Consider the following 14,414-nt stretch of genomic DNA (forward strand, 5'->3'; position numbering starts at 1 on the left):
ACGTCAACCTCAAACGGCACAAAACGGTGGACAACCCGAAGCACATCACCTCCCTATTACCCCGCCCGCCAATATCGTTCTCGGACAAGGCGACAAAGTCTTTTTTGCCGGCGACTCGATGATGCAGGGCGTTGCGCCTTTTGTTGAAAGAAGCCTGAAAAAACAATACGGCATCCAGTCAGTAAACTTAAGCAAGCAAAGTACCGGATTGTCCTATCCCAAGTTTTTCGACTGGCCGAACACCATTGAGCAAACGCTGAAACAACAAACCGACATCCGCCTTCTGGTTGTTTTCCTCGGCCCCAACGACCCGTGGGATTTCCCGAAAGGCAAAAAATACCTGAAATTCGCCTCGCCCGAATGGTCGGAAGAATACCTCAGCCGCGTCAACCGCATCCTGACCGCAGCCGAGGAACACCATGTCCAAGTCATCTGGATGGGCATTCCTTATATGAAACAGGCAAAACTTAACAAGCAAATGCGATATCTCGACAAACTTTTAGCAGACGAGATCAGTCCAAAAGCCTTGTGGATACCGACCGACAAGCTCCTCAGCAACGGCTCCGACACCTACGCCGACTCCGTCAACATCAATGGAAAAATCATCCGCTACCGCAGCAAAGACGGCATCCACTTCTCTGCTGAAGGACAAAAACTGCTCGCGGATAAAATCATGGAAAAAATCGTTTTTCAGACGACCCCTGAAGTGAACGGCGAAGAACGCACGGAACAATTATCCGCACGTTAAGCCCGCATCGGCAGCAAAAGGACGGCGTTTTGTTTATCCAATGCCGTCTTTTTCGTTACAATAGCCGTCCGCCGCGTCCAAAGACGTCGTCTGAAAACCACACACAGGAAACTCATGAACATCAAAACCCTGTCCGTATCCCTTACCGCATTGTGCCTGTCTGCCGCCGCCCCCGCCGCCGATATGCTGCTGGAAAACTACGGCAGCAGCCGTCCCGCCTGGCTCTCCAAGCTCAAAAAACTCGACCGCAGCTCGGACGGCAAATTCCGCATCCTCCAAATCGGCGATTCACACACCGCCGGCGACCTTTTCACCGAACAACTGCGCCTGCGCCTCCAGCAAAAATGGGGCGACGGCGGCATAGGCTGGGTTTACCCCTCTACCGTCAAAGGACAGCGCAGCGCAGCCGTCCGCTATGACGGCTCGTGGCAAACCGTCAGCAGCCGCAGCGTTTCAGACGACTTCCCCTTAGGCGGCATCATCGCCAAAGCCAACGGCAGCAGCGTTACCATCAGCGCCAAAGACGGAAGCAGCGGCGAAAGGCAGATTTCCGTTTTCGCCAAACCCGTCCTGCCCGAGCAAACCCTGTCATTCAACGGACGCGAAGTTCCCGCCGGAAGCAGCGGCTGGCAAATCATCCGCAGCAACGGCCGACTGCCCCTGACCCTCAGCAGCTCCATGCCTTGGGACATCGGCTACATCAATATCGAAAATCCCGGACGCGGCGTAACCGTTTCCGCACTCGGCATCAACGGCGCGCAACTGACCCACTGGTCCAAATGGCGTCCCTCTTGGCAGGATGACCTTGCCCAAACCCGCGCCGACCTCGTTATTCTCGCCTACGGCACCAACGAAGCCTTCGCTCGCGATTTAGACATCACAGCCACCGAACAAAGCTGGCGCAGCTACATCCGCCAAATCAAACAAAGCCTGCCCGACGCAGGCATCCTGATTCTCGGCGCGCCCGAATCCCTGAAAAGCACTTCAGGAAGCTGCGGCACACGCCCCGCCACCTTAAGCAGCATCCAACAAATGCAGCAGCGCATCGCCCGCGACGAAAAAATCATGTATTGGTCGTGGCAGAACGCGATGGGCGGCGAATGCAGCATGAAAAGCTGGATGAGCCAAGGCCTCGCTGCTAAAGACGGCGTCCACTTCTCAGGCAAAGGCTACCGCCAAGCCGCCGACCGCCTCGCCGACAGCTTGATACAAATGGCGGATTAAACAAAAGGTCGTCTGAAAATTTTCAGACGACCTTTTTTGATGACGGCACTTTTCTATCTTTTCTTGAAGACGGTCAAACCGCCTCAACTGCTTATCGAACGGTTTTGCAGCGTTTTAGCCCGTTCCCGATAATCAGTATCGAATTTCCGTTTTCAGACGACCTTTGCTTACTCTTTGGCAAATTGCTGCGTAAAGCGGACAAATTCTTCTTTTTTCGCTTTTGCCTTACCTGAATCGATGGCTGCTTCGGCGGCTTTGACACCGTCCGACAACGAAGGCACGACATTGCCGGCATAGAGCGCGGCGGCGGCATTGAGCAGGACGATATCGCGTGCCGCGCCATGTTTGCCGCTCAACACTTCATCCATTTTTTCCAAAGATTCTTGTGCGTTGGCGACTTTGATTTCGTCCAAATCGCGGCGGATTTCGATACCGAAATCGGCGGGACTGATGTCGTATTCGCGGATTTCTCCGTCTTTCAGCTCGGCAACGCGGGTTTTGCCGGTCAGTGTGATTTCGTCCAAACCGCCTTCGCCGCACACGACCAAAACGTGTTTGGAACCAAGCTGTTTCAATACGCGCGACAGGATGCCGCATAAGTCGATGTGGAACACGCCCAAAAGCTGGTTTGGCGCACCGGCAGGGTTAGTCAGCGGGCCTAAGATATTGAAAATACTTCTAAACCCGAGCGAGCGGCGCACGGGCGCGACGTGGCGCATCGCGCTGTGGTGGTTTTGGGCAAACATAAAGCCCAAGCCTGTCTGACGGATGCTTTCGGCGACTTGTTCCGGCGTAATGTTCAATACCGCGCCCATCTGCTCCATCACGTCCGCCGCGCCGCTGGACGAGGAAACGGAACGTCCGCCGTGTTTGGCGACTTTCGCGCCTGCCGCCGCCGCGACAAACATCGAAGTCGTGGAAATATTGAAGGTTTTTGCACCGTCCCCGCCCGTACCGACAATATCGACGAGGTCGTCTGAATTTTCCAGCGGCACTTTGGCGGCAAATTCGCGCATGACGGCGGCGGCGGCGGTGATTTCCGATACGGTTTCGACTTTAATCCGCAATCCGGTCAAGATAGCGGCGATTTGTTCGGGCGGTACCTGTCCGCTCATAATCTGGCGCATCAGGTCGGTCATTTCGTCGTAAAACAATTCATTGTTGCTGATTAATCGTTCGATGGCTTGTTGCGGTGTAATCATGGTTCAATCCTTTTTACGGGTATTTTTACGTCAAACGTCGTCTGAAAGTTTTCAGACGACGTTTGGTTTAAGCGGCGGACACTTGGAAGTCTTTAAATTCTTCCAAAAAGTTTCTCAACATATCGTGTCCGTGTTCGGTCAACAGGGCTTCGGGGTGGAACTGCACGCCTTCAATGGCGTATTCCTTGTGCCGCACGCCCATGATTTCCTGATCTTCCGTCCATGCGGTTACTTCCAAACAATCGGGCAGCGTATCGCGGGCGATGACAAGGCTGTGATAACGCGTGCAGGTAACGGGATCGGGCAAATCTTTAAACATGCCTTTGTTCAAATGGAACACGGGCGAAACTTTGCCGTGCATCAGCGTTTTTGCCCGCACCACATCCCCGCCGAACGCTTCGCCTATCGTCTGATGCCCGAGGCACACACCCATAATCGGCAGCTTGCCGGCAAAATGGCGCATGGCGGCGACAGAAATGCCCGCCTCTTTCGGCGAACAAGGACCCGGCCCGATAACGAGATATTGCGGTTTCAAAGCTTCGATTTCTTCAAGCGTAATATCGTCGTTGCGGCGGACGACGACTTCCTGACCGAGTTCGGCGAAATATTGGACGATGTTGTAAGTGAAACTGTCATAGTTATCAATGAACAAAAGCATGGGGGTACGGCCTTTTAGGGTTGTTTGACGGCGGCGATGTTTTCGGGCGAATTGATAAACGCCCACATCTGCTCTTCAGTTCGGAAAACGCCGTTACGAACAATATAATGCAGAGGATGCTTAATCAGCGCATCCGCTTTACGGACAAAAACACGCATATTGCTGCTGTTTGCCGCCATTTCCAACACTTTGGCGGCAAAAGCGGGGCGGTGCAGCTTGTCGTGCATCAGCGGATGGCGGGCAATGTATTCGTTCAGAGGCTTGCCGCTGCTTTGGAAATCCGTGTGCAGCGGGTCGAGGAATACAATAAAAAAAGGCATCTTGCCTAAATAATCGTCTGCATCGTTCATAAGCGTTTCGGACGGAATATTTATATCGACATAATATCACAGTTAACCGCGATTCTTGATTCCAATCAGGTCGTCTGAAACATCGCTTGCCTCCTTCCGAAATATTCACTTAAAATCAGTCTTACATTCCAAAAAGAGATTTGCTTATGGGTTTCAAACTTACTCCGATTGATGTTGTAGAAAACATCAGCCGCGAAGATTTTTATCAGAATTATCTCAAGCCGCGCCGTCCCGTCGTGATCAAAGGACTAACCCGCAACTGGCCTGCCCGTGACAAATGGTCGCTGGACTATATGAAAGAAACCGTCGGCGATATCGTCGTCCCCTTGTACGACAGCGCCAAAGCCGACCCTTCCGCGCCGATTAACGCCGCCAGTACGGAAATGCGCTTCAGCGATTATATCGATCTGATCAAACGCGAGCCGACGGATTTGCGGATTTTCTTATTTGACCCCATCAAACACGCTCCCGCCTTACTGAACGACTACGTTTTCCCCAAAGAGCTGATGGGCGGATTCTTAGACCGTTACCCTACCCTGTTTTTCGGCGGTGCAGGTTCGGAAACCTTCCTGCACTACGACATCGATATGGCGCACATCTTCCATACGCATTTCGGCAAGAAACACATCATCTTGTTCGATTACAAATGGAAAGAGCGCCTGTTCCGCATTCCTTTCGCCACTTACGCGCTGGAAGACTACCACGTCGACAACCCCGATACGGAACGTTTCCCCGAGCTTGAAGGCATCGAAGGCATCGAATGTTTCTTGGAATACGGCGATACCTTGTTCATGCCGACCGGCTGGTGGCATTGGATGAAATACCTTGACGGCTCATTCTCCATCTCCCTGCGCGCATGGGATGAAAGCTGGGCGGTTAAGGCGCATAGCCTGTGGAACCTGACCGTACAGCGCAAGTTCGACGACTTCATGAAAGCCCGCTTTAAAGCACGCTACATGAATTGGAAAGAACAGCTTGCCTGCAAACGCGCCCGCCGCGCATGGGAACGCGGCCTGCCTCGTTAAAACACGCTTAAAGGTCGTCTGAAAACGGTATTTCAGACGACCTTTATCCGCAAATTGCCCCGTATCCAGCGCAAAAATTGAAGCAATGGATGGCATTGTTTACTCAATACCGACACGGCGCATAAGGCAAAAATGCAACAAATGCGAAATACAAGACGCATATTTTTTTAAACGTCGGCGATAGCTGAAACCAATCTGTCAAAGCAGGCGGATTGACCTTGCTCCTGCCTGCTTTGCCCCATTTTTTCACCGGAGTGCATCATGCAAACACCTCTAAAATTCTTCACAGCCCTTGTTTTAACGGCATCGGCATTCTCAGCATCCGCTCACGGCATGCATAAACATAAGCCGCTGACCTTTGAAGAGCTGCCCAAAATCTGCCAACAATACTTCACACGCGCGGAGAATTGTTACAAAAAGGCAGGCGCCAAATCCGATTTTCAGCGCAACAATACAAAATTCCTGTTTCAATCCCTGCCTGCTGCCGATTTAACGCAGCGTGAAACCATGTGCAAAATTGCTATGGATTCGTTCGCCGAAAAAACGCGCTCGCTTCATTGCGAATAAGATTTTTGCCGGAAAGATATAGCAAAGGTCGTCTGAAAACCTATTTTGTGTTTTCAGACGACCTTTTTTCAGACGACCTTAAAAGAAGTAATTCGCCAGCAGCAAACCGAATGCCAAGCTGAATGCCATGCTCAAGAGGCCGGGAATCATAAAGCTGTGGTTGAAAATGAATTTGCCGATTTTGGTCGAACCCGTGCTGTCAAAATCAATCGCCGCGATAATCGGACCGTAGTTCGGGATGAAGAAGTAGCCGTTCACCGCGACAAACGTGCCGATGATAATCGGAGCGGGAATGCCCAGCGAAATACCGATGGGGAACAGCGTGGCAACGGTCGCCCCTTGGCTGTTGACCAAGACGGACAAAACGAACAGGGCAAACGCGAAAGTCCACGGCGCAGTTTCGACCAAATGCGATACGGTTTCTTTGACTTCGGCCAGATGACCGTGCATCAATGTATCGCCCAGCCATGCCACGCCGAATACGGCGATAACGGCCCGCATCCCCGCATGGAACACCGAGCCTTTGGTAATCGCGTTACCATTCGGTTTGCAAAGCAGGATAATCAGCGCGGCAGCGGAAAGCATGACAATTTCGATGGTGTGCGCCATGCCCATCAGTTTCGGACCTTCTTCCGTTTGGAAGGTCGGGCGCAACTCCGGTACGGCACCCATGACCACCACCAGCAATGCGGCGGCGAGGAAAATCCCGACTGAAAGTTTCGCCTCTTTGCTGACGGGCGCATTGGAAACTTCAGTCGAATCTTTTTCGTTGGCTTCTACATATTCCGGGTCTTTCAGCAACGCCTGATAATGCGGGTCATCTTTCAACTCTTTGCCGAGCTTGTTGACGAATATGCAGGCAAGGCCGATACCTAAAATAGTTGAAGGAACAGTCACTTTCAGCACATCAGCCATCGTGATGTGTTGCGGCTCAAGGTAGGTCACGCAGGCAACAACCGCGGCCGCAATCGGGCTGGCAACAATGGCGAATTGCGACGCAATGACCGCCATCGTCAGCGGACGGGAAGGACGGATGCCGTTGCGGTGGCTGACTTCGGCGATAACAGGCAAGACCGAATAAGCGACGTGTCCCGTGCCTGCCAGTACGGTAAACAGATAAGTCACCATAGGCGCGATGAAAGTGATGTATTTCGGATTGCGGTGTAAAACGCGGGTGGCGATTTTAATCATATAGTCCAAACCGCCGCTTGCCTGCATCGATGCGGCAGCGGAAACGACCGCCATAATCATCAGCATCACGTCAATCGGCGGACTGGTCGGCTCAAGATGGAAACCGAAGGCCAAAACCGCCAGCCCGATACCGCCGAGCACGCCCAAGCCGATGCCACCGACCTGCGCGCCGATTAAGATGCATACCAGTACGATGGCGAACTGGATAAAAAACATTGTGGACATGAACACTCCATTGTTTGTAAAAAAAATCTTGAAGAGGAAACGGATTAAAGCGGATATCGGCGGAAGCTGCTGTTGCATTACATCTGATATCCATATTTTTGTTTTTATTTTAAATACCAACACTTTATTCGATTAAATCGGGCGTGATTATAGAGTAAGCACTCGTTATTAACAATGTTTCACTGAAATTAAGACACCAAAGGTCGTCTGAAAACACCGAAATTCATTTTTCAGACGACCTTTTTCAAGAAATTCGTGCAACGCAAGAATGTCTAGCTTGTTTTGCAGACAAGGATTTATGTTCATACAAAAATCTATTTGAAGTCTCTTAAACCGCCTTTCAATGAAATATCCCGCAATGCTCAATTCCCCATCCCAAGCTGCAACATCCCGATATAAATTTTCATTTTCTTGCATCCGGCCTTATCGAAATCAGCCGAAACATCCCCATAATACTGCCGTTATACCACTTCATATTTGAAAGAAAGCGATGACTGCCATCCTGATTATCCTCGGTCTGATTGCCATAGCGGTCGGCATTTTTGGCACGATTTACCCCGCCTTGCCGGGATTGGGCTTGATGTTTGTCGGCGCATGGCTGTTGGGCTACGCCGGCGACTATCAGATTTTCGGTTCCGGCACACTCATTTTCCTTGCCGTTGTCGCCATTTTCGGCACGGCAATGGATTATGTCGCGGGCGCGTTGGGGGCAAAATATACGGGTGCGAGTAAAACCGCCGTCTGGGGGGCGTTTATCGGCGGCATTGTGGGCGCATTCTTCGCCATCCCCGGCCTGCTGTTAGGCCCTCTGATTGGTGCAGCCAGCGGCGAATTCATCGCCCGCAAAGACAGTTGGCAGGCTGGCAAAGTCGGCATCGGTACGTTTATCGGCTTTATCATCGGCACGGTTGCCAAAATCGGCTGCGCGCTGACCATTATGCTGACTGTCCTATCCGTATGGTTGGCTTCGTTTTTCTAAGCCATCTCTTCAAAACCAAAGGTCGTCTGAATTTTCAGACGACCTTTGGTTTTTGAACGCTTATTTGTTACAGCAGGCTTTGTATTTCTTACCGCTGCCGCAAGGGCAAGGGTCGTTGCGTCCGGTTTTGTCGCCTTCGCGGCGTACCGTTTGCGGTTTGTTGATGATTGCCTGCCAATACCAATAAATATCCAGCAACACATGCGGCAGCTCGGATTCGAGCTGGGCGAGTTCTTTTTCAGTCAGGTGCAGGATGATTTCGCCGTTTCGCTCTTCATCGTAAATCCCGCCCAAAGCCATAATCGGATAGAACAAATCTTCAAATTCTTCCTGATCAACCGCCTCAAACCAATCGGTCGGAACGATATCCAAAGCATACAGATAAGCGTTACACCAAGTGTAAATATCGGGATTGGAGGCGGCATCTTCGTATAACCACAAATCGGGCAGCATTTTTTTACTGAGTTTGATGCGCAAATCTGCCGCCAAACCGATGACCAAACGCTCGATTTCGGTGCGCTCTTTGGCATCAAATAAGGATTCGTCACCCAAAACTTCAGGCAGCCAGTCATTCGGGTTCAGCGCATCGGGACCGCTCAACAAAGCCATCATAAACGCCTGCACCTCATCGCAGCGCATGGTGTTGTGGTGTTCCGATTTGGCATCGAGCAGCTCCATCAGGCGTACGCGCGACGCTTCGTCAAATGCTTGCAATTGCATGGTTATTCCTTAATTTTAAATGGTATGTTTATAGTGGATTAACTTTAAACCAGTATGGCGTTGCCTCGCCTTGTCCTGATTTAAAGTTAATCCACTATATTCTCTAAGGGGTCGTCTGAAAACGGTTTAGGCGATACGTTGGCGCATTTGCTCGAAAAGGCATACCGTTGCCGCCATGGCGACGTTTAACGATTCGGTCTGTCCCAGCATCGGGATTCTGACGCTGCCGTCGACTTTTTCCAAAATTTCCCGACTCACGCCGCTGCCTTCATTGCCGAAAACCCAAGCGCAAGGGGCATTTAAATCCAGTTGGTACAAGTCGGAGGGATTGCGCCCGTCCAAAGCAGTCGCCCATATTTTGTCCTGATAAGCATCCAGCCAATGCAGTAGAAAAACGCGGCTGTATATATTCAGCAGAAAATGTGCCCCCATACCCGCACGCAATACTTTGGGCGACCAAATATCGACGCAGTCATTACCCAACACAATCTGCCTAATGCCCGAAGCTGCCGCGCTGCGTAAAACCGTCCCGACATTGCCCGGATCTTGCAACCTGTCCAACACCACGCAGTCACCGCTTAAAGGCAAATCACCTTGCGGCGGAATCTCTATCCAAGTCATCACATCGTCGGCATCGTTCAGACTGGTGATTTTAGACAAGGCTTCGTTTCCGACCCAAGTAATACCATCTTCGTCCAAGCTGCTGATTAAATTTCGGATTTCAGGATGCGTGTTTTTACTTTCGGGCAAATACACTTGTTTGGGCGCATATCCCGCCTCTAAATAGACCTGCAAAAGATGCACGCCTTCCAACACGGTTTGCCCGTATTCACGGCGTGCTTTAGATTGTGTCAGCAGCTTGGATAAATGCTTGAGTTGCTCGTTTTGCGCGGAGGTAATCAATTTCATGTGCCGCATTATATAGCGGATTCAAATAAAAAGGATACAGCTCAATACCGTCCGACTTTGTTCAACCCGCTTTTTCAGACGACCTCAAGATGCATCCGGTCAAAAATAAAATCCCTGCCCGAATAGCTCGGGAAGGGATTTCTCTACTTGATGGAAATCTGTATCTCTATGCAGCTTAATGAACGACGGAATCCTGTTGAACCTGCGTTTCGGTTCGAACCGTAGTCTGACTCACACCTTTGTCATTCTTTGCAGATTCAGGCATTACCACGGCATCCGAAGCATTTTTGGCTGTCGGATTGGCGGCTACGGGTACGATATTTTCCTGTTGGTTTTTAGTTTCAACAGCTTTTTCAGCAACCATGCCTGAAGAGTCGCCCTTCACTTGCGGACCGAATTGCCATACGGCCACGGCAACCGCTGCCACGCTGGCGGCGACGGCGAAGGATTTGAAGAAGGAACTGTTCGCAGCCTGTACTTCCTTAACAACAGGCATCACAGCGGCAACTTCGGCTTCATGACGCTGTTTGTGTTCTTCGCTGATTTCCGCAAGCGTAGCGGTAAATGCCGCGCTTTGCATGAAATCTGCATCACGCCCCGTCCCTTCTTTATAGCGCATGCAATCGCCTAACAGATGGTACTCGTACCACGCTTCGGCAGCGGCATCGTCGGACAACAGACGGTCAAGCATCTCTTCGCTTACTTGGTCTCCATCCATCAGCATGGAAACATATTCTCTTGTTGTATCCATAGTTGTTACCATTTTTTTACCACCTTTGATTTTCAGAGGTTTCCAGCAGCGGCCTCAAATCTTTTGCTATTACTTCCCGCGCCCTGAAAATACGGGAGCGGACCGTTCCTATCGGACAATCCATAATTTTGGCTATTTCCTCGTAAGACAAACCGTCCATTTCCCGCAGGGTAATGGCTTTGCGTAAGTCTTCGGGCAAATGCGAAATTGTTGATTCGACTGTTTGCAGGATTTCCCGATTGATCATTTCAGCTTCCGGCGTATGGTAATCCGCAATCTGATCCGACAAATCCAGAATATCCCCGTCTTCGTTAGCAGCCTCTGCACTGACGAACGGCTGCTTTCCTGATGTTACTAAGAAATTCTTGGCTGTATTGATGGCAATCCGGTACAACCAAGTATAAAAAGCACTCTCACCCCGGAAATTCGGCAAGGCCCGATAAGCCCTAATCATTGCCTCTTGCGCCACATCATTGACTTCGTGTTCGTCTTTGACAAAACGGGAAATCAATCGAATGAGCCGACGCTGATATTTGGACATCAGCAACTCGAATGCTTTTTGTTCGCCCTTCTGCGCGCGCTCTACCAAGGCCTGATCAATCTGGCGATCATTCATATCTTACCTTTTATAATAACTGCATTATAAGCTATAAAATAGTAAAGCGTGCCGTGCCAGTTAAAGACAACTGCCGCCGTATTTAGTTCCATTTATATCTCAAAAATTTTCCGTAAACTGGTAAAAAACCGTCAAACCCTTGAAAATCGTGGCTTACCGTAAGGTTAACAATAGCAATGCAGTTTCCGTCAGTATTTGTGATAATCGGCCAGCATTTTCTGACGAACGGTACAATATGGTTTTCTTGCAACACTTTCTTAACGTTTTTATACAAAAAACCTACATTCATCATATCATCACTGCCCGCCGTCCGAATGATTCCTTCTTCTTCCAAGACCGATTCCGGCAATCCGTTGCGGTGCTGCACCAGAAAAAAGCCGTTTTCTTGGAGAATATCTTTCAGACGACCTCTGACTTCTTTTCCCTTTATCCAATCTGCGTCCGCAAACTGGTTTTGTTTCAATATGAATAAAAAATCCCGGTATAAACATACCGATGTTTCGCCGAACTGCCATTGTGCAGTTTCTGCTTCCAACAGTATCCGCGCGAAATCCGCCAGCTTTCTCGGAGAACTTTCCACAATCCCATTCTCTTTAAAAAACCGCCAAAGAATCCGGCTGCGGCGCGCTTCGCTGAATGTCTGCCAGCGGCTGACTTGAAAGCGCCCGCTTTGGCAAACCGTCTGATAATCCGCTTCGACAACTTCGTCCAAAATCGCCAAATCGGTTTGCAAAGAACGAATGTTGGCACAAACATGACGGTCAAAATTCGGAATGCGCTCCCGCCAAACCGGCAACGCCTCGTAACGCATCCAATTTCTTAAAAAAGCTGTATCAGCGTTACTTTCATCTTCGATGTTCGGCAGGTTGCAGACAGCAGCGTAGTTTTCTAATTCTTTTCGGGAAAACGTCAGCAGCGGCCGCCAAATTTGCGTTCCCTCATCCAGCTTGCGCCATGGCGGCATGACGGCAAGTGCTTTGATACCGCCGCCGCGAACCGCCGCGAGCATGAATGTTTCAATTTGGTCATCCTGATGGTGCGCCAATGCGATGATGCCGGAGGGGTCGTCTGAAAACGCCTGATAACGCGCTTTCCGTGCGGCGGCTTCGATTCCCAAGCCGTCTTTTTTGACTTCAACTTTTACGCTTCTAAACGGCACATTCCATTCTTGGCATAAGCGTGTGCAAAACCCCAGCCAGTCATCCGCATTGCGGCTCAATCCGTGATGAACGTGCAAAGCGTGTACGTCCAATCCAAGCTCTTCCCGCAAACACACGAGCATATGCAGCAACACCACCGAATCCAAACCGCCGCTTAGTCCGACCGTTACCGTACAACCATCTGGAAGCGAACGCGCCGAAAGACGCAAGGTTTCCAACAAACTGCGGCATTGAGGCGGAAGGTTTTCAGACGACGTCGGGTTCATATGGCGTAATCTATGTTATGTCCAAGGCAAGTTCTTAGAAATGAAAAAGCAGGCAGGGGGGCTTCTGCCTGCTTTTCTACACATCAATTGTTTACTTATCCGTAAACTTGCCGTAAGCCATAATCCGGTCGAAACGGCGCGACAGCAAATCCGCCATCGGCATATTTTGCGCTTCGCGCAACTCGGTTTCCAAAACCGTTTTGACGTTTTTCATGGTCGTTTCAAAATCACGGTGCGCACCGCCCAAAGGTTCGCTGATCACGCTGTCAATCAAATCCAATTCTTGCAGGCGTTTGGCGGTAATACCCAAGGCTTGCGCGGCATCTGCCGCTTTTTCGGCAGTTTTCCACAGAATAGACGCACAACCTTCCGGAGAGATAACCGAGTAAGTCGAATATTGCAGCATATTGACGTAATCGCCGACCGCAATCGCCAGCGCGCCACCGGAACCACCCTCGCCGATAATGGTACATAAAACCGGCACACGCAGGCGGGTCAATTCGTACAGGTTGCGTCCGATGGCTTCGGACTGACCGCGCTCTTCCGCGCCGATGCCCGGATACGCGCCCGGCGTATCTACAAAAGTCATCACGGGAATATTGAATTTCTCGGCGGTCTGCATCAGGCGCAACGCTTTACGGTAGCCTTCAGGGCGCGGCATACCGAAATTGCGGCGGATTTTTTCTTTGGTGTCACGGCCTTTTTGATGGCCGATAACCATCACGCTTTGTCCGTTGAAGCGCGCCAAACCGCCGACGATGGCATGGTCGTCTGAATAATGGCGGTCGCCGTGCAACTCTTCAAAATCGGTGAAAATGGCTTGAATGTAATCTAAGGTGTAAGGACGTTGGGGATGGCGTGAAACCTGCGAAATCTGAGCGGGCGTCAGCTTGTTGAAAATCGATTTGGTCAAGTCGTTGCTTTTCTTCTGTAATCTGGCGATTTCATCGGAAATATCGACGGCGGATTCGCCCTGCACAAAGCGCAGCTCTTCGATTTTATTGGTTAATTCGGCGATGGGTTGTTCAAAATCCAAAAAAACTGGTTTCATAGGGTGAAGCTCTCGGTAGGGACGCTGCCGCTATCATACGCCAATCAGGCATATTTGGCAGCATTTCTCATGGAGGATATGCCGTGCAAAACGGCAGATAATCGGGCGGATGCCTTTTCAGACGACCTTTTGCGGATGATATAGTATATCTGCACTAAACAAATGAAGTGCCGTATCTTATGATAAACTTCCATTCAGTTCAATCATTTCAAACAGGCTATGAAAAACGAACACGACAATACGGCGATGCGGCTCGACAAATGGCTTTGGGCTGCGCGCTTTTTCAAAACCCGCGCGCTGGCTCAAAAACATATCGAATTGGGCAGGGTTCAGGTCAACGGCGCCAAAGTCAAAAACAGCAAAAACATCAGCGCAGGCGACATCATCGACCTGACGCTCAATTCACTGCCTTACAAAATCAAAGTATTGGCACTCAACCACCAGCGCCGCCCCGCCCCCGAAGCGCGTCAGCTTTACGAAGAAGACATGAAAACCGCCTCCGAACGCGAAGCGCAAAAACAGCTTGACCAAGCAAGCCGCATCAGCGCGGCATATCCCGACGGCAGGCCGACCAAACGAGACCGCCGCCAACTCGACCGCATGAAGCGCGACAGCTGGTAGGTTTTTATAAATTCCGTTTCAACCGCGATGTACAGCAGAACGGATATATTTGAAACTCCGCCAAAAACAAATCATCCGTTTTTATAGTGGATTAACTTTAAACCAGTACGGCGTTGCCTCGCCTTGCCGTACTATCTGTACTGTCTACGGC

General features: G+C 50.6%; 16 protein-coding genes. 6 read left to right on the plus strand and 10 right to left on the minus strand.

Annotated features, from left to right (window positions below):
* A partial coding sequence (locus tag HMPREF1028_RS03180) for a DUF459 domain-containing protein (protein WP_009311344.1) occupies positions 1 to 748 on the plus strand: 748 nt, incomplete at its 5' end.
* Between the two features lie 114 nt (positions 749 to 862).
* Entirely contained in the window at positions 863 to 1,972 is a 1,110-nt protein-coding gene (locus tag HMPREF1028_RS03185; RefSeq protein ID WP_009311345.1) for an SGNH/GDSL hydrolase family protein, read from the plus strand.
* A gap of 167 nt (positions 1,973 to 2,139) precedes the next feature.
* Here the strand turns inward: HMPREF1028_RS03185 and trpD are convergent, their stop codons facing one another.
* The 3 genes from trpD to HMPREF1028_RS03200 form a co-directional block, all read right to left on the minus strand.
* The gene (trpD, locus tag HMPREF1028_RS03190; RefSeq protein ID WP_009311346.1) at positions 2,140 to 3,174 is read right to left on the minus strand and encodes an anthranilate phosphoribosyltransferase; all 1,035 of its coding nucleotides are present in this window, start codon (positions 3,172 to 3,174) and stop codon (positions 2,140 to 2,142) included.
* 67 nt (positions 3,175 to 3,241) lie between these two features.
* Positions 3,242 to 3,832 carry an aminodeoxychorismate/anthranilate synthase component II gene (locus tag HMPREF1028_RS03195; RefSeq protein WP_009311347.1) on the minus strand — a complete coding sequence of 197 codons (591 nt, stop codon included), beginning with the start codon at positions 3,830 to 3,832 and terminating at the stop codon, positions 3,242 to 3,244.
* A 14-nt stretch (positions 3,833 to 3,846) separates the two neighbouring features.
* On the minus strand, positions 3,847 to 4,182 hold the full coding sequence (locus tag HMPREF1028_RS03200; protein WP_009311348.1) for a hypothetical protein: 336 nt from the start codon (positions 4,180 to 4,182) through the stop codon (positions 3,847 to 3,849).
* Positions 4,183 to 4,328: 146 nt separating this feature from the next.
* Between HMPREF1028_RS03200 and HMPREF1028_RS03205 the strand changes: the two genes are divergently transcribed.
* Both HMPREF1028_RS03205 and HMPREF1028_RS03210 read left to right on the plus strand, forming a co-directional pair.
* Positions 4,329 to 5,207, plus strand: coding sequence for a cupin-like domain-containing protein (locus tag HMPREF1028_RS03205; RefSeq protein WP_009311349.1), 879 nt, complete (start codon positions 4,329 to 4,331; stop codon positions 5,205 to 5,207).
* A 261-nt stretch (positions 5,208 to 5,468) separates the two neighbouring features.
* Positions 5,469 to 5,774, plus strand: coding sequence for a hypothetical protein (locus HMPREF1028_RS03210; protein ID WP_003767167.1), 306 nt, complete (start codon positions 5,469 to 5,471; stop codon positions 5,772 to 5,774).
* A gap of 78 nt (positions 5,775 to 5,852) precedes the next feature.
* Here HMPREF1028_RS03210 and HMPREF1028_RS03215 read toward each other — a convergent pair whose 3' ends face one another.
* Positions 5,853 to 7,181 carry an anaerobic C4-dicarboxylate transporter gene (locus HMPREF1028_RS03215; RefSeq protein ID WP_036529140.1) on the minus strand — a complete coding sequence of 443 codons (1,329 nt, stop codon included), beginning with the start codon at positions 7,179 to 7,181 and terminating at the stop codon, positions 5,853 to 5,855.
* Between the two features lie 499 nt (positions 7,182 to 7,680).
* Here HMPREF1028_RS03215 and HMPREF1028_RS03225 point away from each other — a divergent pair, with 499 nt between their 5' ends.
* Complete coding sequence (locus HMPREF1028_RS03225) at positions 7,681 to 8,169, plus strand: DUF456 family protein (RefSeq protein ID WP_009311351.1); 489 nt, start codon at positions 7,681 to 7,683, stop codon at positions 8,167 to 8,169.
* A gap of 60 nt (positions 8,170 to 8,229) precedes the next feature.
* Here the strand turns inward: HMPREF1028_RS03225 and HMPREF1028_RS03230 are convergent, their stop codons facing one another.
* The 6 genes from HMPREF1028_RS03230 to HMPREF1028_RS03255 form a co-directional block, all read right to left on the minus strand.
* Entirely contained in the window at positions 8,230 to 8,889 is a 660-nt protein-coding gene (locus HMPREF1028_RS03230) for a YecA family protein (protein ID WP_003767165.1), read from the minus strand.
* A 126-nt stretch (positions 8,890 to 9,015) separates the two neighbouring features.
* Positions 9,016 to 9,798: an RNA methyltransferase gene (locus tag HMPREF1028_RS03235; protein WP_009311352.1), complete on the minus strand. Its 783-nt coding sequence runs from the start codon at positions 9,796 to 9,798 to the stop codon at positions 9,016 to 9,018.
* Between the two features lie 175 nt (positions 9,799 to 9,973).
* The gene (locus HMPREF1028_RS03240) at positions 9,974 to 10,549 is read right to left on the minus strand and encodes a sigma-E factor negative regulatory protein (protein WP_241429723.1); all 576 of its coding nucleotides are present in this window, start codon (positions 10,547 to 10,549) and stop codon (positions 9,974 to 9,976) included.
* A 16-nt stretch (positions 10,550 to 10,565) separates the two neighbouring features.
* Positions 10,566 to 11,165, minus strand: coding sequence for an RNA polymerase sigma factor RpoE (gene rpoE, locus HMPREF1028_RS03245; RefSeq protein ID WP_003758517.1), 600 nt, complete (start codon positions 11,163 to 11,165; stop codon positions 10,566 to 10,568).
* 82 nt (positions 11,166 to 11,247) lie between these two features.
* On the minus strand, positions 11,248 to 12,591 hold the full coding sequence (tilS, locus tag HMPREF1028_RS03250; RefSeq protein ID WP_009311353.1) for a tRNA lysidine(34) synthetase TilS: 1,344 nt from the start codon (positions 12,589 to 12,591) through the stop codon (positions 11,248 to 11,250).
* A gap of 91 nt (positions 12,592 to 12,682) precedes the next feature.
* Positions 12,683 to 13,642: an acetyl-CoA carboxylase carboxyltransferase subunit alpha gene (locus HMPREF1028_RS03255; protein WP_009311354.1), complete on the minus strand. Its 960-nt coding sequence runs from the start codon at positions 13,640 to 13,642 to the stop codon at positions 12,683 to 12,685.
* A gap of 219 nt (positions 13,643 to 13,861) precedes the next feature.
* Here HMPREF1028_RS03255 and HMPREF1028_RS03260 point away from each other — a divergent pair, with 219 nt between their 5' ends.
* Positions 13,862 to 14,263, plus strand: a complete 402-nt coding sequence (locus HMPREF1028_RS03260; protein ID WP_009311355.1) for an RNA-binding S4 domain-containing protein — start codon at positions 13,862 to 13,864, stop codon at positions 14,261 to 14,263.
* Positions 14,264 to 14,414 lie beyond the last annotated feature (151 nt).

This window comes from Neisseria sp. GT4A_CT1, from assembly GCF_000227275.1.
Classification (GTDB): Bacteria; Pseudomonadota; Gammaproteobacteria; order Burkholderiales; family Neisseriaceae; genus Neisseria.

Excerpts from the sequence above, each read along its gene's own strand:
- rpoE (WP_003758517.1), bottom strand. The coding sequence starts at position 11,165 with ATGAATGATCGCCAGATTGATCAGGCCTTGGTAGAGCGCGCGCAGAAG.
- HMPREF1028_RS03195 (WP_009311347.1), bottom strand. The coding sequence starts at position 3,832 with ATGCTTTTGTTCATTGATAACTATGACAGTTTCACTTACAACATCGTC.
- tilS (WP_009311353.1), bottom strand. The coding sequence starts at position 12,591 with ATGAACCCGACGTCGTCTGAAAACCTTCCGCCTCAATGCCGCAGTTTG.
- trpD (WP_009311346.1), bottom strand. The coding sequence starts at position 3,174 with ATGATTACACCGCAACAAGCCATCGAACGATTAATCAGCAACAATGAA.
- HMPREF1028_RS03255 (WP_009311354.1), bottom strand. The coding sequence starts at position 13,642 with ATGAAACCAGTTTTTTTGGATTTTGAACAACCCATCGCCGAATTAACC.
- HMPREF1028_RS03260 (WP_009311355.1), top strand. The coding sequence starts at position 13,862 with ATGAAAAACGAACACGACAATACGGCGATGCGGCTCGACAAATGGCTT.
- HMPREF1028_RS03215 (WP_036529140.1), bottom strand. The coding sequence starts at position 7,181 with ATGTTTTTTATCCAGTTCGCCATCGTACTGGTATGCATCTTAATCGGC.
- HMPREF1028_RS03210 (WP_003767167.1), top strand. The coding sequence starts at position 5,469 with ATGCAAACACCTCTAAAATTCTTCACAGCCCTTGTTTTAACGGCATCG.
- HMPREF1028_RS03240 (WP_241429723.1), bottom strand. The coding sequence starts at position 10,549 with ATGGATACAACAAGAGAATATGTTTCCATGCTGATGGATGGAGACCAA.
- HMPREF1028_RS03230 (WP_003767165.1), bottom strand. The coding sequence starts at position 8,889 with ATGCAATTGCAAGCATTTGACGAAGCGTCGCGCGTACGCCTGATGGAG.
- HMPREF1028_RS03235 (WP_009311352.1), bottom strand. The coding sequence starts at position 9,798 with ATGAAATTGATTACCTCCGCGCAAAACGAGCAACTCAAGCATTTATCC.
- HMPREF1028_RS03185 (WP_009311345.1), top strand. The coding sequence starts at position 863 with ATGAACATCAAAACCCTGTCCGTATCCCTTACCGCATTGTGCCTGTCT.
- HMPREF1028_RS03205 (WP_009311349.1), top strand. The coding sequence starts at position 4,329 with ATGGGTTTCAAACTTACTCCGATTGATGTTGTAGAAAACATCAGCCGC.
- HMPREF1028_RS03200 (WP_009311348.1), bottom strand. The coding sequence starts at position 4,182 with ATGAACGATGCAGACGATTATTTAGGCAAGATGCCTTTTTTTATTGTA.
- HMPREF1028_RS03225 (WP_009311351.1), top strand. The coding sequence starts at position 7,681 with ATGACTGCCATCCTGATTATCCTCGGTCTGATTGCCATAGCGGTCGGC.